Here is a 16,467-nt window from a genome sequence, read left to right as displayed (position 1 = left end):
AACTCTAATCTAGCTTCGTACTCATTCTTCAATGAGAGGCTTAACCATGCAGCACCCGACTCGACTCGGCCTGTCGACCCTGGCCATCACCGTGGCCTGCGGTCTGCTCGCGGCCTGCGGCACCGAGGAAGCCACACCACCCACCCCGGCCACGCAGGCCACCCGGATCAGCACCGCCTACGCGCTACCGAGTGATCACGCCTACCCGGAGGGCATCGCCGCCGACCCCCGCACCGGCGACACCTACGTCGGCTCGTACACCACCGGCGCGATCTATCGGGCCGCCCCCGGCGCCGCGACGGCCGAGGTCTTCCTCCCCGAGGGAGCCGACGGCCGCAAGACCGCCAACGGCCTGAAAGTCGATCAGGCGGGACGCCTGTGGGTGACGGACTCGACCGCCGGAGTCACCGTGTACGACACCGCGACTCGCGCGCCGATCGCCCGCTTCGACGTCGCCGGAACCGCCCCGAGATTCGTCAACGACCTGGCCGTCACCCCGGACGGCACGGCCTATCTGACCGATTCCAGCCGCGGCGTGGTCTATCGCGTCACCGCCGATCAGGTCAGCGCGACCGCCGCGCACGGCGGACGGGCCGAGTTGACCGCGCACTTCGACCTGAACCCGGCGCTGGCGCCGCACGCTCCGAGCGACTTCACTCTGAACGGCATCGTGGCCGATCCCGCCGGTCGTTATCTGCTGGCGGTCGACATGCACGCGGGCGAGCTGTTCCGAATCGACCTCGCCCCCAACGCAATCGGCCCGATCCGCAAAGTCGCGCTGCGCGGCGGCGATCTGACCTTCGGCGACGGGCTGGACCTGCACGACCACACCCTGTGGGCGGTGCAGAACACGGCCGCGACGATCTCGCGCTGGACGCTGGCCGACGACGGGACCAGCGCCACCCTGGACGCGCGCTTCACCGACGAATCCCTGGCCCTGCCAACCACATTGGTGCGGGTGGACGACCGAATCCTGGTGGTCGCCTCGCAATTCGACAAAGGCGGCCCGATGGGCCCGGGCACGCCGGAGCCGTTCGCCGTGCTCGCGGTAGCCGGGATCTGACCCTGTAGTTACACCCCGCTGGAATTAAGGTTAGGCTTACCTGTATAGTAGGTCGCGGAGTAAGCGGAAGGGACGCCGCGACAAGCCGAAAGCCGGCCCACCCGAGGGTGGACCGGCTTTCGGTTTTCTGAAAGGTGTTGCCGGAAGGCAGGACTCAGAAGTCCATGCCGCCCATGCCACCGGTCGGGTCGCCCGCGGGAGCGGCGGCCTTCTCCGGCTTGTCGGCGACGACGGCCTCGGTGGTGAGGAACAGCGCCGCGATGGACGCCGCGTTCTGCAGCGCCGAGCGGGTGACCTTGACCGGGTCGGCAACGCCGGCGGCCAGCAGGTCCTCGTAGGCGCCCGAGTCGGCGTTCAGGCCGTGGCCCGCCGGAAGGTTCGAGACCTTCTCGGCGACAACGCCCGGCTCGAGGCCGGCGTTGAAGGCGATCTGCTTCAGCGGCGCCGACAGCGCGACCCGCACGATGTTCGCGCCCGTCGCCTCGTCACCGGTCAGGGTCAGATCGTCGAGCGCGGGCGCCGACTGCAGCAGCGCAACGCCACCACCGGCGACGATGCCCTCTTCGACGGCGGCCTTCGCGTTACGCACGGCATCTTCGATGCGGTGCTTGCGCTCCTTGAGCTCGACCTCGGTCGCGGCACCGGCCTTGATCACCGCAACACCGCCGGCCAGCTTGGCCAGACGCTCCTGCAGCTTCTCCCGGTCGTAGTCCGAATCCGAGTTCTCGATCTCGGCCCGGATCTGCGCCACGCGGCCCTTGATGGCCTCCGCGTCGCCCGCACCCTCGACGATGGTGGTCTCGTCCTTGGTGATGACGACCTTGCGCGCCTGGCCCAGCAGCTCGATGCCGGCGGTCTCCAGCGAGAGGCCGACCTCTTCGGTGATGACCTCGCCACCGGTCAGGATGCCGATGTCGGCGAGCTGCGCCTTGCGGCGGTCACCGAAGCCCGGCGCCTTGACGGCGACGGACTTGAAGGTGCCACGGATCTTGTTGACCACCAGGGTGGACAGGGCCTCGCCCTCGACGTCCTCGGCGATGATCAGCAGCGGCTTGCCGGCCTGGATGACCTTCTCCAGCAGCGGCAGCAGGTCCTTGACGGTCGAGACCTTCGAGCCGACCAGCAGGATGTACGGATCCTCGAGGACCGCTTCCTGACGCTCCGGGTCGGTGACGAAGTAACCCGAGATGTAGCCCTTGTCGAAGCGCATGCCCTCGGTGAGCTCCAGCTGGAGCCCGAAGGTGTTGCTCTCCTCGACGGTGATGACGCCTTCCTTGCCGACCTTGTCCATGGCTTCGGCGATGAGCTCACCGATGGACGAGTCGCCCGCGGAGATACCGGCGGTAGCAGCGATCTGCTCCTTGGTATCGATCTCCTTGGCGGTGTCGAGCAGCTTGGCGGTGACGGCCTCGACGGCCTTCTCGATGCCGCGCTTCAGGCCGAGGGGGTTGGCGCCGGCCGCGACGTTGCGCAGGCCCTCACGCACGAGCGCCTGGGCGAGCACGGTGGCGGTGGTGGTGCCGTCGCCCGCGACGTCGTCGGTCTTCTTGGCGACTTCCTTGACCAGCTCGGCGCCGATCTTCTCGTACGGGTCCTCCAGCTCGATCTCCTTGGCGATGGACACACCATCGTTGGTGATCGTGGGGGCGCCCCACTTCTTCTCCAGGACAACGTTGCGACCCTTCGGCCCCAGCGTCACCTTGACCGCGTCAGCGAGGGCATTGAGGCCCCGCTCGAGACCGCGACGGGCCTCTTCGTCGTACGCAATTGTCTTGGCCATGGCGTTGTTGAGATCCTCCATGTATATGGCTGACACACAGGACGACCGCAGGTTGGATCGCCCCATTACGCTGGCCAGGTTCGGTGCCCGCGACGGACGACCGAGGGTGTCGATGGAACCCGGTCTCACCGTCCCGACCTGGCACTCACCGGTAGAGAGTGCCAAAGCCATTTCTAGCACTCGGGGGTGCCGAGTGCAAGGTCGGTTCGCTCGGTTCAGGCGCGGTCGTCGACGCGCAGCACCAGCGCCACGAAGGCGTCGGTCCGGCGTTCCTCCGGCGTGCGCGGCTCACCGCCCTCCACCGTGACCAGCTCCGCGTCGTGCAACAACAACTCCGCTTCGACCCGCATGATCGCCCTGATAAAAGGGGGCGCCACGTCGGGGGGAAGGTCGCCGTTGACGACATAACTGCCGTCCGGCTGCGACTCCGTGGACACATAAGAAAGCGCACGCAGCAGATCCGCGCGTCGTTCCCCCGCGATTAGGTCGGAATCCGTTTCATCCGCCATTGCTATAGCTTAGCGGGCCGCGGGGCGGCGTAGATTGCAGAAGGGAATCATGATCATTTTCGATATTCTCCGCTAAGGGGGACGGCCGTGCACGACCTGCCCTTCGATTCGCTCTACCGGCACGACTTCGCGCGGGTGGCGGTGGCGGTGCCGGGAGTGCGGGTCGCCGATCCGGCGGACAACGTGACGCAGACCCTGCACCTGGCCGAGCAGGCCGCGGCCGACGGCGCGGTGCTGACCGTGTTCCCCGAGCTGGGGCTGTCCTGCTACACCGCGGACGACCTGTTCCACCAGGACGCGCTGGACGACGCCGTGCAGGCGGCGCTGACCCGGGTCGTCGCGGCGAGCGCGCACCTGGCCACCGTGCTCGTGGTCGGCGCGCCGGTGCGCAGCCAGGGGCGGCTGTTCAATTGCGCGATCGCGATTTCCGCGGGCGTGGTGCTCGGCGCGGTACCGAAGAGCTATCTGCCGAATTACCGTGAGTTCTATGAGAAGCGGCAATTCGCCGCAGCCCGGGAAAATCTCGACACGCACATCACCATCGCCGGTCAGCGGGTGCCGTTCGGCGCCGATCTGTTGTTCACGGCGAACAATCTCGCGGGTTTCGTTTTTCATCTCGAGATCTGCGAGGACGGCTGGGTTCCGTTGCCGCCCAGCGGTTATGCCGCATTGGCGGGCGCGACCGTACTGGTCAATCTGTCCGCGAGCAATATCGTCATCGGTAAGGCCGATTACCGACGTGCGCTCTGCACTTCGCATTCCGCGCGCTACCTGGCCGCCTACCTGTATTCGGCTGCGGGGCAGGGCGAATCGACGACGGATCTGGCCTGGGACGGCCAGGCTCTGGTGTGCGAGAACGGCGACCTGCTGGCCGAGGGCGAGCGCTTCGCCGACCGGCCGCAGCTGGTCACCGCCGATCTCGACCTGCGACGGCTGGCCGCTGATCGTTTGCGCACCACCAGCTTTGCCGACAATCTGCACGATCACCGCGAGCGGCTGGCGCGGCTGCGGCGCATCGACGTGACCTTGCCGATCCCGCGCGCGGCCGTGCCGCTGCGCCGCGAAATCGAGCGCTTTCCTTACGTTCCCGCCGATCCGGCGGTGCGCAACGAACGGTGTGCCGAGGTCCAGCAGATCCAGGTGGCGGGACTGAGTACCCGGCTGCGCGCCACCGGGACAGAGCGCGTGGTGATCGGTGTGTCCGGCGGGCTGGACTCCACGCTGGCGCTGATCGTCGCGGCGAAGACCATGGATCGACTCGGCCTGCCCCGGGCGAATGTGCTGGCCTACACCATGCCCGGCTTCGCCACGAGTACCCGGACCCGCACCGACGCGCATCGCCTGATGGACGCGCTCGGGGTCACCGCACGCGAAATCGACATCCGGCCCTCGGCCACACAGATGCTGCGCGACCTCGGGCACCCGGCCGCCGACGGGGTACCGCAGTACGACGTCACCTATGAGAACGTGCAGGCGGGCGAGCGCACCTCGCACCTGTTCCGGCTGGCGAACCAGCACGGCGCCCTGGTGCTCGGCACCGGCGATCTGAGCGAACTCGCCCTCGGCTGGTGCACTTTCGGCGTCGGCGACCACATGGCGCACTACAGCGTGAACGCCTCGGTGCCGAAAACGCTGATCAAATACCTGATCGCGTGGTCGGTGGACACCGGCGAATTCGGACCGGCGGCGGGCGAGGTGCTCGGATCCATTCTGCGGACCGAGATCTCACCGGAGTTGGTGCCCGGCACCGGCGCCCCGCACGCCGGCGACAGCGCGGCGCCGAGCCAGAGCTCCGAGGCCACCGTCGGGCCGTACGAGTTGCAGGACTTCCACCTCTACTACCTGCTGCGCTTCGGTTATCGGCCCAGCCGCATCGCCTATCTCGCCAGGCACGCATGGTCGGATCCCAGCCGAGGCAGCTGGCCCGATCTGATTCCCGTCGAGCAGCGCAACGCCTACGACCTACCCGCCGTCAAACACTGGCTCGCCGAGTTCCTGCGCCGATTCGTGCAGACCAGCCAGTTCAAACGCTCGACCCTGCCCAACGCGCCGAAAGTCGGTTCCGGCGGCTCGCTCTCACCGCGCGGCGACTGGCGCGCGCCGAGCGACGCGTCGGCTGCGGCCTGGCTCGACGAACTCGCTCGCAACGTGCCCTAGGCCCGGTCGCGCGGCACCGGCTGCCCGGCAACACAATCCGCCCGGCGCCGGTCGGCTCGGCGGACTTAGGGTGGCGGTGTGAGTGAAGCACCCGGCTGGCAGGCCATCGACGACGCATTGCAGCCGCTGTACGGCGCTACCGAACCTTTCCATTGGGCCACCGATCACCGCTGGTCACTCGGCGGGCCGGATCCGCTCGATGGGATCAGTGCCTATTCGCGCACCGAGCCGGTGCCGCACTGGCACTACATCAGTTACGGCATGACCGAGCTGTACGAGAAGGAATGGGACAACCCGGCGGAGTCCGGCTGGGGTTTCGAGCTGACCTTCCGGCTGGTGCGCGCGGCCACCGACACCGAGCCGCCCGCCTGGCCCGCGAACTTCCTGCAGAACCTGGCGCGCTATGTCTTCCAGTCCGGCAAGTGGTTCGAGCCCGGGCACACCATCAAAGCGAACGGACCGATCGCCGCCGACCAGCCGGACTCCGGCATCCACGCGGTCTGCTTCACCGCCGATCCCGAGCTGGGCACCATCGAAACCCCGCACGGCAGTATGCGATTCCTGCAGATAGTCGGGTTGACGATGCCGGAGTACCGCGCCGCGCAGGGCGGCAACACGCGCGCGGTGCTCGACCAACTCGCCCCGCACCTACCACTGTTCGTCACCGACACCGGCCGCGGCTCGCTCATCTCCGAGCCGAAACCCCAAGCGCGCTGGCCGCGTTGGGGCGGCGGGTTACGCGGGCGGGCGTAGCTCAGGCCGCCCGCGCGAGACCGGACGAGGCGCCACGGTGCAGCCCGCCCCGCGCCCGGGCGGTGCGGATACCCCGGCGCCGCCGTGACCGGCCAGCCCGCACCGCTCGAAAACCCGACTGCGCGAACCGAACCCGGCGACGCACCGCAGAGCGGCCGGCCAGGCCGGCGCCTGCAAACAGGACGGCCGCCACCACCGCAGCGCTACCCGGCCGTCCGCGGCTCATTGTTTTCCGGCCGCTATCACCGACAGCACCTCCACCAGGTGCGCCTCGACCTTGGCCTTGTCGAGCCCGGCCCCGGCCAGGAGCCCGGTGCCGTTCTCCTGTTCGAGCAGCGCGAGCAGGACGTGTTCGGTGCCGATGTAGTTGTGCCCGAGGCGAAGTGCCTCGCGGAAGGTCAGCTCGAGCGCCTTCTTGGCCTCGGCGTCGAACGGGATCAGCGCCGGCAGCTTGTCCGCCCGCGCGGGCAGCGCGGCGGTCGCCGCGACCTTCAGCTCCGCGGGATCGACACCCTGGGTGAGAATCTCTTTCACCGCAAGGCCTTCCGGCTCGGACAGCAGACCGAGCACCAGGTGTGCGACGGTGATCTGGTCGTTGCTCGCGTCGCGGGCGGACTCCTGCGCCGCCACCACGATCGCCCGGGCGCGCGGCGTGAAGCGCGCGAACCCGGCGTTGGGGTCCATCTGCGCGGCGTCGGCAGGGCCCTTGGGCACGAACCGTTTCTGCGCGGCCTGCTTGGTGACGCCCATGCTGCCGCCGATATCGGTCCACGAGGCGCCCGCGCGGCGGGCCTGGTCCACGAAGTGGCCGATCAGGTGATCGGCCACCTCGCCGAGGTGGTCCCCGACGACCACGGCGTCGGACAGCTGGTCGAGCACATTGTCGGGACGGGCTTTCTTGATGCCGTCGATCAGATCGTCGAGGCGAGGCGTTGGTGAGGTCATGCGTCAACGATAAGTTGACGATGCTGGATCGTCAACCCTGAGTTGACGAAGTTCTCGGTCGCCGGTGCAGTAGCACCGATCCGCCGTCGGAAACCCCGCTGCCGCGGCTCGTTTCGGGTCAAGGACGGGTCTGACGCGCCGCCCCGCGCACCACGCGCTCCTTCACCCACGCCGCGGTCCGGCCGGTCAGGATGAAGCCGGCCGGTGAATCGTCGGCGTGCAGCGATTGGATGATGCCGTTGCGCCGGCCCAGGCTCATGGCCTGGCCGACGTAGCGGAACCGCAGCGGACGCGGTTGCGCACCACGCAGGCGCGCGGCGATGGCGTCGGCGACCTGCCGACCGGCGGGCAGCGCGGTCGCGCAGGCCATCCGCAGCGCACGCTCGCCGGGACCGGCCATCACGGCGCAGTCGCCGGCCGCGTAGACGTCCGGATGCGAGACCGAGCGCAGCGTGGCGTCGGTACACACCCGGCCCATGCCGTCGACGGCGATGCCGGACCGTTGCGCGAGGTCGGGCACGCGGAAACCGGCCGTCCACACGGTCGCGGCGGCCTCGACCAAGGTGCCGTCGGCGAGCCGCACCCCCGCCGCGGTCACCTCGATCACCTTTGCGTCCGAACGGATCTCGACACCGAGACGCTCGAGCACCCGCCGGATATGCGCCTGCGCGCGCGGCGAGAGCCACGCGCCCGGCGCCTCCGAGCCGAGCAGCAGCACACGCCGGCCGGGCCGGGATTCGCCCAGTTCCGCGGCCAGTTCGATGCCGGTGGAACCGCCACCGACCACGACGACGGTCCCGTCCGGCGCGACGAACCGATCCGCATCCTCCGGTGTCGCCACCGAGTAGGCATGCTCGGCCACCCCCGGCACACCGTCCAGATCGGCGATGCTGCCCAGCGCGTACACCAGCGTGTCGTAGCCGAGTTCAATTCCGGTATCGAGTGATACCCGCTTACCCGCGGGGTCGATCGCGGTGGCGCGGGCACGGACGAACCCGATCTCCTTGCGCGCCAGCAGCTCTCTGATGTCCCAGGCCGAAATGCGTTGCCCTGCGGCCTGCTGGTGCAGGCGGACCCGCTCGACGAAGTGCTTGCGCGGGTCGACGACGGTGATCTCGGCTCCGCGTGCCTTGCGTGCGAGCCGCCGGGCTGCCGCCAGCCCCGCGTATCCGGCACCGAGGACGACGATCCGATGCTGTCCGGTCATGGTGTGACTTCCTTTCGATCGGCCGACACCAACCAGACCGGACAGCGCCACGATCCATGACAAAGACGGCCGTGAAGCGCGTCACGCCTCGCTCAGGACGCGGGGGCCGCGATATACCGCAGCTTGTGCGGGTTGACGATCAGCCGCAGCGTGGCGATCGCACCGCCGATCAGTTCCACGCCCGCGACCATCAGCGGCGCGCCGTCGACCCGGGCGACCACGGCGGGCGCGCCGTTGATCTCCTCGATGTGCACCTCCATGCCGGGCACCGCCCAGCGCAGCAAACCGCAGAGGTAGCGCGCCACGTTGTTCGCGCCGACGATCTGCCTGCGCGCCGCAGTGACCTCACCGCCGCCGTCGGCGGTCGCGATCACGTCGGCGGTGAGCAGCTGTTCCAGCGACGCCACATCCCCGTTGCGGGCCGCGTGCACGAACCGGCTGATCAGCTCGCCCGCGTACGCGGAGGGCACGTCGAACCGCGCCCGATCCTCGCGCACCCGCAGCCCGGCGCGGCGAAAGATCTGCTGCGAGTTGGCCTCTGTGATGGTGAGCATGTCCGCGATCTCGCGGTGCGCGTACCCGAAGGCCTCGCGCAGCACGAACACCGCCCGCTCGACCGGCGTCAACCGCTCCATCGCGGTGAGCAGCGCCAGCGACACCAGTTCCCGCTCTTCCACGGTTTCCAGCGGGCCGAGTTCGCCGCGCGCGGTGGGCACGGGTTCGGGAATCCAGGGCCCGACGTAGGTCTCCCGGCGCGCCCGCGCCGAAACCAGCCAGGTGCGACATTGATTCACCAGCACTGTGGTCAACCACGCTTCCGCGGAACGGATCTCGGACCGCTCGGCGGCGTCCCAGCGCAGATACGTCTCCTGCACGGCGTCCTCGGCCTCCGCGGCCGAGCCGAGCATCCGGTAGGCCAGCGCGAACAGGCGCGGGCGGTGCTCCACGAATTCGCGCAACCCGTCCGGCTCCATCGCCACCTTCCTCCGCGTCCGGCCGTTCGGTACGACCGTACCGCTCCCCCGGGCGGACAGGCGCCCCCGCACCGCGCCCGACGAGGGTTCGATGCCGAGTAGACGCTTCAGGCCGAAGCGGGCCGCGCCGAACCCGCCGATGCCGAACCCGCCGATGCCGAACCCGCTGATGCCGAACCCTCCGGAGCCCACACCGCCGGCGGTCGCAAGAGTGTCCATACCGGGAGCCTTCTCGGTCGGACTTGCCAAGTCCTTAAGAAATCCCAGTGTTGAGAAGTCCGGCCCTTAAGAGGCCGGACTTCCAGGGGTTCGGTCAGCGGGTGAGGTCGTCGATATCGCGCTCTTTGGCACCGGGCCGACGCAGCCGCAGGCGCGCCGTGGAACCCCGGATCGCCGGGCGGCGGATCACCGGACGCCGCTGCGCCCGCCGCTGCGCGCGGCGCTCGGCGGGCTTGTGCTGCCAGGTCTCCGGGCGCGCGGCGACCCAGCGCTGCGAGTGCCAGGCGAACGGAATGTGGCCCAGGTACAGCGCGACCAGGATCAGCAGCAGCACGGTCGGATAGGTCACCAGCAGCGCCGCGGCCAGCGCCACCAGCACCAGCAGCCCCGCCGCGGCCTGCGGTGCCACCGACACCGACTTCATCGCCAGCGTCGGCACGGTGCTCACGGCCAGGGCCGCGGCGAGCACGGTCCACACGGCGACGGCGTAGAAGCCGAGCCACCACCCGTCGCCGAACTGCACCGACAGCGCGACCGGCACCATCGCGATGAGCGCCGCCGCCGGGGCGGGCACCCCGACGAAGTACTCCCGCTCCCACTCCGGCCGGGTGTCGTCGTCGAGCAGCGTGTTGAACCGGGCCAGGCGCAGCACGATGCTCACCGCGAACAGCAGCGCGATGATCCAGCCTGCGGTCTCGGTGTGCAGCAGCGTGACGTAGAGCACGAGCGCGGGCGCGACGCCGAACGAGATGGCGTCGGAGAGCGAGTCCAGCTCGGCGCCGATCTTGGTGGTGGCGTCGAGCATGCGGGCCAGCCGCCCGTCGAGGGTGTCCAGCACGGCGGCGGCGCCAATCATCGCGAGCGCGATGTCGAGCTGATTGTCCAGGCCGAACTTCACCGCGGACAGACCGGAGCACAACGCGAGGATGGTCACCACGCTCGGCAGCAACCGGATGGAGCGGCGCCGCCGTCGCTGGGTCGGAGCAGCCGCCTCCATCATGAACCGCTGGTGGACGCGGACCCGAGCACCGCGAGGACGGTCTCGCCGCCGATGGTGCGCTGCCCCGGCTCGACGAGCAGTTCAGTACCCGCCGGGAAGTAGGTGTCCACCCGGGATCCGAAGCGGATCAGGCCGTAGGTGTCACCGATCGTCAGCACGTCGCCCACCTGGGCATCGCAGACGATCCGGCGCGCGAGCAGGCCCGCGATCTGCACCACGACCACCTGCTCGCCGTTCGCGGTGTCGAGCACCATGCTGTTGCGCTCGTTCACCGCGCTGGCCTCGGGCAGATCGGCGGAACGGAACTGCCCCTGCTGATGCAGGACGGTGCGCACCACACCGGACACCGGAGTGCGCTGCACATGTACGTCGAGCACGGACAGGAAGATGCTCACCCGGGGCAGCGGCTGGTCACCCAGACCCAGTTCCGCGGGGGGAGCGGCGGTATCGACGAGCGCGATCTCACCGTCGGCGGGCGCGACCACCACGTCGGGACGGTTCGGCGGCACCCGGTTCGGGTGCCGGAAGAACGTCGCGCACGCGGCCGCGGCCAGCAGTCCCGTCCGGCGCACCCACTTGCGCTTACCGCCGACGACGGCGACGGCGAGCGGGGCGGCGACAAACGGCAGCCCGGCGGGATGCAACGGGGGAATCGCATTGCGGACCAGGTCGGCGACGTGGCCGACTCCGGTGCGTGCAGGCGTGCCGGGCGGCGTGGGACGGCGGGCCACAGGCTCCTCTTTCGTGCTAGATGCAGTCGGATTGCGCCTTCAACGATAGGACCGGCGCAAGCGTTCACACCTTACGGGAAAGGAGCCTGTGGCACGGCTGTCAGCTACGGACTTTGCGTCCGGTGACCAAACCCACGAGGAACAGCAGAATCACCGCGCCACCGAGGCAGGTGAAGAAGCTGAACCAGAGGCCACCGCCTTCGACGTCCACGCCGAGCACCTTCAGCAGGAACCCACCGAGTAGGCCACCCACGATGCCCACCACGATGTTCAGCAAGATGCCCTGTTGGGCATCGGTCTTCATGATCTTGCTGGCAATCCACCCGGCAAGACCGCCGATGATGATCCACCCGATAATCCCGAGACCGAGCATGGTGTCCTCGCAATCCGCGCCGACCGTCCATCGTGCAGGGCGGCCCGCACATAGTTGGGTTTCACGCCGCTGGAGCTTTTTGGCGTGCTTCGAGGGTATACCCGGGGCTTGTGAGAATACGCACGACAAAACGGCGATTCTCGGGCTAATATGAGGTCGCCTCATGTCTACGGTTCCGTAGGGCGTGGCTGATGAGGGTTCCAATTCGAGGCTTCGAGGACAACCCGGCGGCGGTGCCGCAGGTACATAGGAGACGCACATGGCTGCTCGAATCGCCCAAACCACCGGGGCAGAGCACACGGCGATCCTCGGGCTCGGCGTATACCGCCCAGTTCGAGTCGTGACCAACGACGAGGTGGCGGGCCCGATCAACTCGAGCGACGAGTGGATTCAGACCAGGTCCGGGATCAAGACCCGACGCTTCGCGAACGAATCCGAAACCGTGCAGAGCATGAGCGTCGCGGCCGCCCGCGGCGCGCTCGAATCCTCGGGTATCGACGTCGACCAGGTCGACTGCGTGATCGTCGCGACCTCGACGCATCTGCTGCTCACCCCCGCCGCCGCACCCCGGATCGCCACCGAACTCGGCATGAACGGCTCGGCCGCCTTCGACGTCTCCGCGGGTTGCGCCGGCTTCTGCCACGCCCTCGCGCTGGCCTCCGACCTCGTCCGCGGCGGTACCGCGGCCCACGTGCTGGTGATCGGCGTGGAGAAGCTGACCGACACCATCAACCCCACCGACCGCTCCACCGCCTTCCTCTTCGCCGACGGCGCGGGCGCCGTCATCGTCGGCCCCGCCGACGTGCCCGGCATCGGCCCCACGGTGTGGGGTTCGGACGGCACCCAGAGTCACGCGATCCGGCAGGACAAGGACTGGGTCGAGTTCTTCCGCGAGATCGAGGAGAAGGGCACCGACGCGGTGCGTCCGTACCTCGCGATGGAGGGCACCGCGGTGTTCCGCTGGGCCGCACACTCGCTGGAGAAGGTGTGCCGCGACGCCGTCGACCGCGCCGGGCTGTCCACCGACGACCTGAACGCGATGATTCCGCACCAGGCCAACGGCCGGATCATCGAGATCATGGCCCGCGTGCTGAAGCTGCCGGAGAACTGCGCGCTGGCCAACGACATCGAGGAGACCGGCAACACCTCGGCCGCGTCCATCCCGCTCGCGATGGAATCGATGCTGCGCAAGGGACAGTCGCAGCCGGGCGACACCGCGCTGCTCATCGCCTTCGGCGCCGGGCTGTCCTACGCGGCACAGGTCGTGACGCTGCCCCGGTTCGCCGCGCCCGCCGCACCGATCCCCGCCGAGGCGGAACCCGTCACCGCGGACGCCACCGCCTGACGCCGCCGCCTAGCTCGTTCAACACAGCCACCAGGCCCGTTCAACACAGCCACCAGGCTTGATCAACACAGCCACCAGGCTTCGATCAGCGCAGTCCCCAGGTGACCTTCACCGTGAACGTCACCGTCTGCGTGCCCGGTTCCAGCGGGACCGATTGCGGCGCCGCGTCCCGGGCGGAGTACTTGGGGCTCTCGTCGCGGTTGCTCGCCTCGCTGATGGTGATCACCTCGCTCAGCTGCACCCCGGCGAGCACCGCGTACTGCTCGGCGCGGGCTTTCGCGTCGGCGAACGCGCGGGCGCGGGCATCGGCGAGCAGCTGCGAGTTGTCGTCGATCGCGAAAGACACCCCGCGTAACCGGGTTTCGTTGCCGCCCGCGGCGATCGCCGCGTCGAGCACGCCCGAGGCCTTGGTCAGCTCGCGCACGACCACCCGGACCGAATTCCCGGCGCGGTAGCCGATCACCGTGCGGTCGGATCCGCCCGCGTACTGCGGCTGGATGGAGACGTCGGTGGTGCGCACGTCCTCGCGGGTCACCCCGGCCGCGACCATGGCGTCGGTCATCGCCTTCGCCTTCTCGTTCGCCTTGGTGATGGCGGCCGAGACCTTGTCCGCGCTCACCTCCACCCCGAGGTCGGCGTTCAGGATGTCCGGGGCGCCGCGCACCTGGCCGGTGCCGACGACGGTGACGTCGCGTGCGGGCCCGGACTCGTCCTTACCGCAGCCCGTCATCAACACGGCGCCGGCGGCGACGGCGGCCGCGCACTGCGTCATTCGTCGCATACTCCGGCAACATACGCACCCGGGCGTCCCGCCGTGGGTGAACCGCCGGACATCGGCGGCTCCGCGCGCAGTCGTCAGCGTTGCGCTTCGACCGCCGCCTTGATCTGCTCCAGGGTTTCGGTCATGCCACGGACCAGCGCCGACTCGAACGGCGCTTCGCCGCCGAGCTTGGTGGCGATCAGCTTGCGCGACAACCACGTGGTGCCGTGCGACATATCGCGGCGCTCCACCAGCCGGGTGCCCGTCGCGGTCGGCTCGAGCGTATAACTCCAGATCGAGCGATTCTCGTTGATCCGAAAGGCGAACACCTGGTTCGGTTCGAAACGCACTATGCGCCCGGTGGTCGGCCAATACTGCTTGCCGTCGGTATTCAGGTGCAGCGTCCAGGTGCCCTTCTTGGTCGGGCCGAGCTGCACTATCCGCACCAGTTGCGGGCTGAACTCGGGCATCCGCTTCAGGTCCGCGACGACGGACCACACCTGCTCCGGCGGGGCGGAAATGTCAATGGCGGCTTCGAGATTCTGCGGCAACGGTGCCTCCGGTTCCGAGTGGACGGGCCGGTGGATACCTGGCCGAACCTGTTTCATGGTTTATGCGTATTTTAATCAGAAGACAGTTGGATCACATTCAGCATGTTGCGCGCCGACTTCGGTAATGCCGAGCGCACAATGCGGGATAGACGAAGCAACGACACAGCCTCGAGCTTTCCCGTCCAACGTGAGGTGATCGGCCGTGAAACTGCGCTCTCTCTTACATCGTCGACATGCGGATCACGTTCCGCTGCTGCCCGGCGGCGAGACCGAAGGCGGCACCGCCCGCGGCCCTTCGCCGGAGAATCTCGAACGCCTGCTGACCAATGATGAACTCGACCTCATCCGGCACCACCTGCTCTGACCACCCGCACGTCCGCCTCGAGCGAACGTTGACGCCCCGTTTTGCACGACCGTCCATACTCGATAGGTGACTTCACCCGCTGCCACGAAACCGGCCATCCTGAGCGTCGACGATGATCCCGGCGTTTCCCGCGCGGTTGTCCGCGACCTGCGCCGCCGCTATGGGGCCGAATACCGGATTCTGCGCGCGGAATCGGGCGCGCAGGCGCTCGAGGCGTTGCGTGAGATGAAATTGCGCGGCCAGCCGGTCGCGGTCCTGATCGCCGATTACCGGATGCCGGGCATGGACGGCATCGAATTCCTCGAGCAGGCCATGGACCTGCACCCGTATGCCCGCCGCGTCCTGCTGACCGCGTACGCCGACACCAGCGCCGCGATCAACGCCATCAACGTGGTCGATCTGGATCACTATCTGCTCAAGCCGTGGGATCCGCCGGAGGAGAAGCTGTATCCGGTGCTGGACGGGCTGCTCGACGCCTGGCGCAGCAGCGAGCACCGGCCGGTGACCGAGACCAAGGTGGTCGGCAACCGCTGGTCGCCACGTTCTTCCGAGGTGCGCGAGTTCCTGGCCCGCAACCAACTGCCCTATCGGTGGTATCTGGCCGACGAGCCGGAGGGCGCGCGACTGCTGGAGGCCGCGGGCGCCGATCCCGAACGCTGTCCCGTGGTGATCACGGCGGGCGGCGACGCGCTGGTCCAGCCGTCGGACAGCGTGCTCGCGGAGAATGTCGGGCTCACCGTCAACGCGACCGGCGATTTCTACGATCTGATCGTGGTCGGCGGCGGCCCGGCCGGGCTGGGCGCCGCGGTGTACGGCGCCTCCGAGGGCCTGCGCACGGTCCTGGTGGAGCGCACGGCGACCGGCGGGCAGGCCGGGCAGAGCTCGCGCATCGAGAACTACCTCGGCTTCCCGGACGGTGTCTCGGGTGCTCAGCTGGCCGACCGTGCCCGCCGCCAGGCGGCGAAGTTCGGCGCCGAGGTGATCACCACCCGCGAGGTGGTCGGGCTGGAGGTGAACGGTTCGGCGCGTACGGTGCGCTTCGCCGACGGCGGCAGACTGTGCGCGCACACGGTGATCATCGCGACCGGCGTGGACTACCGCAGGCACCCGGCGCCCGGCGTCGACGAGTTCACCGGACGCGGCGTGTATTACGGCTCGGCGATGACCGAGGCCGCCGAATGCGCCGATCGCGACGTCTACATCGTGGGCGGCGCGAACTCCGCGGGCCAGGCCGCGGTGTTCCTGTCCCGCAACGCGAAGACGGTGCACCTGGTGGTGCGCGCGGACTCGCTGGACAAGTCCATGTCGCACTATCTGATCCAGCAGATCGCGCAGATCCCGAATATCAAGGTGCACACCAACACCGAGGTGAGCGCCGCCGACGGCGACGACCATCTGCAACAGATCGTGTTGCGCGACAACGTCTCCGGCAACGAGGAGAAGGCCGAGGCCGAGCGGCTGTTCCTGTTCATCGGCGCCGCACCGCAAACCGAGTGGCTCGACGGCACGGTCAAGCGGGACACGGCCGGATTCGTGCTGGCCGGGCCGGACCTGATGGTCGACGGCGCGCGCCCGGCGGGCTGGGAACTCCCCAGGCCGCCACATCATTTGGAGACGAGCGTGCCCGGCGTGTTCGTGGCAGGCGACGTGCACGCCGATTCGGCCAAGCGCGTCGCGTCCGCGGTCGGCGAGGGTGCGATGGCCGTGATGCTCGTGCACCGGTACCTCGCGTAAAC

Annotated in this window: 16 protein-coding genes; 6 read left to right on the top strand and 10 right to left on the bottom strand. The window is 68.8% G+C overall.

The window, feature by feature from the left end; all coding sequences use genetic code 11:
* Positions 1-46: 46 nt before the first annotated feature.
* Complete coding sequence (locus NVU01S_RS32095; RefSeq protein ID WP_043668285.1) at positions 47-1,063, top strand: SMP-30/gluconolactonase/LRE family protein; 1,017 nt, start codon at positions 47-49, stop codon at positions 1,061-1,063.
* 154 nt (positions 1,064-1,217) lie between these two features.
* Here the strand turns inward: NVU01S_RS32095 and groL are convergent, their stop codons facing one another.
* Positions 1,218-2,843: a chaperonin GroEL gene (gene groL, locus NVU01S_RS32090; protein WP_014988704.1), complete on the bottom strand. Its 1,626-nt coding sequence runs from the start codon at positions 2,841-2,843 to the stop codon at positions 1,218-1,220.
* Between the two features lie 215 nt (positions 2,844-3,058).
* Positions 3,059-3,352 (bottom strand): hypothetical protein, encoded by a 294-nt coding sequence (locus NVU01S_RS32085; RefSeq protein ID WP_014988705.1) that lies wholly within the window; start codon positions 3,350-3,352, stop codon positions 3,059-3,061.
* Between the two features lie 87 nt (positions 3,353-3,439).
* On the opposite strand from NVU01S_RS32085, the gene NVU01S_RS32080 reads away from it, so the two are divergent.
* Both NVU01S_RS32080 and NVU01S_RS32075 read left to right on the top strand, forming a co-directional pair.
* Positions 3,440-5,509, top strand: coding sequence for an NAD(+) synthase (locus NVU01S_RS32080; protein ID WP_043668281.1), 2,070 nt, complete (start codon positions 3,440-3,442; stop codon positions 5,507-5,509).
* A 78-nt stretch (positions 5,510-5,587) separates the two neighbouring features.
* On the top strand, positions 5,588-6,262 hold the full coding sequence (locus NVU01S_RS32075; protein ID WP_043668278.1) for a suppressor of fused domain protein: 675 nt from the start codon (positions 5,588-5,590) through the stop codon (positions 6,260-6,262).
* A 222-nt stretch (positions 6,263-6,484) separates the two neighbouring features.
* Here the strand turns inward: NVU01S_RS32075 and NVU01S_RS32070 are convergent, their stop codons facing one another.
* From NVU01S_RS32070 to NVU01S_RS32045, 6 genes are all read right to left on the bottom strand, one after another.
* Entirely contained in the window at positions 6,485-7,207 is a 723-nt protein-coding gene (locus tag NVU01S_RS32070) for a Clp protease N-terminal domain-containing protein (protein WP_042256854.1), read from the bottom strand.
* 118 nt (positions 7,208-7,325) lie between these two features.
* A complete protein-coding gene (locus NVU01S_RS32065; RefSeq protein WP_043668275.1) occupies positions 7,326-8,414 on the bottom strand; it encodes an NAD(P)/FAD-dependent oxidoreductase in 1,089 nt (362 codons plus the stop codon).
* 92 nt (positions 8,415-8,506) lie between these two features.
* The gene (locus NVU01S_RS32060; RefSeq protein ID WP_043668539.1) at positions 8,507-9,388 is read right to left on the bottom strand and encodes an RNA polymerase sigma-70 factor; all 882 of its coding nucleotides are present in this window, start codon (positions 9,386-9,388) and stop codon (positions 8,507-8,509) included.
* Positions 9,389-9,701: 313 nt separating this feature from the next.
* Complete coding sequence (locus NVU01S_RS32055; RefSeq protein ID WP_043668273.1) at positions 9,702-10,604, bottom strand: CDP-alcohol phosphatidyltransferase family protein; 903 nt, start codon at positions 10,602-10,604, stop codon at positions 9,702-9,704.
* Positions 10,604-11,338 carry a phosphatidylserine decarboxylase gene (locus tag NVU01S_RS32050; RefSeq protein WP_043668270.1) on the bottom strand — a complete coding sequence of 245 codons (735 nt, stop codon included), beginning with the start codon at positions 11,336-11,338 and terminating at the stop codon, positions 10,604-10,606. Before NVU01S_RS32050 ends, NVU01S_RS32055 begins: the two co-directional genes overlap by 1 nt.
* A 100-nt stretch (positions 11,339-11,438) precedes the next feature.
* Positions 11,439-11,711, bottom strand: a complete 273-nt coding sequence (locus NVU01S_RS32045) for a GlsB/YeaQ/YmgE family stress response membrane protein (protein ID WP_014988714.1) — start codon at positions 11,709-11,711, stop codon at positions 11,439-11,441.
* A gap of 259 nt (positions 11,712-11,970) precedes the next feature.
* Between NVU01S_RS32045 and NVU01S_RS32040 the strand changes: the two genes are divergently transcribed.
* Positions 11,971-13,056, top strand: coding sequence for a beta-ketoacyl-ACP synthase III (locus NVU01S_RS32040; RefSeq protein ID WP_052280444.1), 1,086 nt, complete (start codon positions 11,971-11,973; stop codon positions 13,054-13,056).
* An 85-nt stretch (positions 13,057-13,141) separates the two neighbouring features.
* Here NVU01S_RS32040 and NVU01S_RS32035 read toward each other — a convergent pair whose 3' ends face one another.
* Complete coding sequence (locus NVU01S_RS32035) at positions 13,142-13,828, bottom strand: SIMPL domain-containing protein (RefSeq protein WP_052280443.1); 687 nt, start codon at positions 13,826-13,828, stop codon at positions 13,142-13,144.
* Positions 13,829-13,911: 83 nt separating this feature from the next.
* The gene (locus NVU01S_RS32030; RefSeq protein WP_043668264.1) at positions 13,912-14,367 is read right to left on the bottom strand and encodes an SRPBCC family protein; all 456 of its coding nucleotides are present in this window, start codon (positions 14,365-14,367) and stop codon (positions 13,912-13,914) included.
* 202 nt (positions 14,368-14,569) lie between these two features.
* Here NVU01S_RS32030 and NVU01S_RS43690 point away from each other — a divergent pair, with 202 nt between their 5' ends.
* The gene (locus tag NVU01S_RS43690; RefSeq protein WP_156055098.1) at positions 14,570-14,731 is read left to right on the top strand and encodes a hypothetical protein; all 162 of its coding nucleotides are present in this window, start codon (positions 14,570-14,572) and stop codon (positions 14,729-14,731) included.
* A 66-nt stretch (positions 14,732-14,797) separates the two neighbouring features.
* The gene (locus tag NVU01S_RS32025) at positions 14,798-16,465 is read left to right on the top strand and encodes an NAD(P)/FAD-dependent oxidoreductase (protein ID WP_042256865.1); all 1,668 of its coding nucleotides are present in this window, start codon (positions 14,798-14,800) and stop codon (positions 16,463-16,465) included.
* Positions 16,466-16,467 lie beyond the last annotated feature (2 nt).

The organism is Nocardia vulneris (genome assembly GCF_001613425.1).
Classification (GTDB): Bacteria; Actinomycetota; Actinomycetes; order Mycobacteriales; family Mycobacteriaceae; genus Nocardia; species Nocardia vulneris.
This window is presented reverse-complemented; position numbering and strand designations above follow the sequence as displayed.

What these genes read in the sequence shown, in the direction of transcription:
- NVU01S_RS32095 (WP_043668285.1), top strand. Translation starts at nt 47, where the DNA reads ATGCAGCACCCGACTCGACTCGGCCTGTCGACCCTGGCCATCACCGTG.
- groL (WP_014988704.1), bottom strand. Translation starts at nt 2,843, where the DNA reads ATGGCCAAGACAATTGCGTACGACGAAGAGGCCCGTCGCGGTCTCGAG.
- NVU01S_RS32085 (WP_014988705.1), bottom strand. Translation starts at nt 3,352, where the DNA reads ATGGCGGATGAAACGGATTCCGACCTAATCGCGGGGGAACGACGCGCG.
- NVU01S_RS32070 (WP_042256854.1), bottom strand. Translation starts at nt 7,207, where the DNA reads ATGACCTCACCAACGCCTCGCCTCGACGATCTGATCGACGGCATCAAG.
- NVU01S_RS32065 (WP_043668275.1), bottom strand. Translation starts at nt 8,414, where the DNA reads ATGACCGGACAGCATCGGATCGTCGTCCTCGGTGCCGGATACGCGGGG.
- NVU01S_RS32060 (WP_043668539.1), bottom strand. Translation starts at nt 9,388, where the DNA reads ATGGAGCCGGACGGGTTGCGCGAATTCGTGGAGCACCGCCCGCGCCTG.
- NVU01S_RS32055 (WP_043668273.1), bottom strand. Translation starts at nt 10,604, where the DNA reads ATGGAGGCGGCTGCTCCGACCCAGCGACGGCGGCGCCGCTCCATCCGG.
- NVU01S_RS32045 (WP_014988714.1), bottom strand. Translation starts at nt 11,711, where the DNA reads ATGCTCGGTCTCGGGATTATCGGGTGGATCATCATCGGCGGTCTTGCC.
- NVU01S_RS32040 (WP_052280444.1), top strand. Translation starts at nt 11,971, where the DNA reads ATGGCTGCTCGAATCGCCCAAACCACCGGGGCAGAGCACACGGCGATC.
- NVU01S_RS32035 (WP_052280443.1), bottom strand. Translation starts at nt 13,828, where the DNA reads ATGACGCAGTGCGCGGCCGCCGTCGCCGCCGGCGCCGTGTTGATGACG.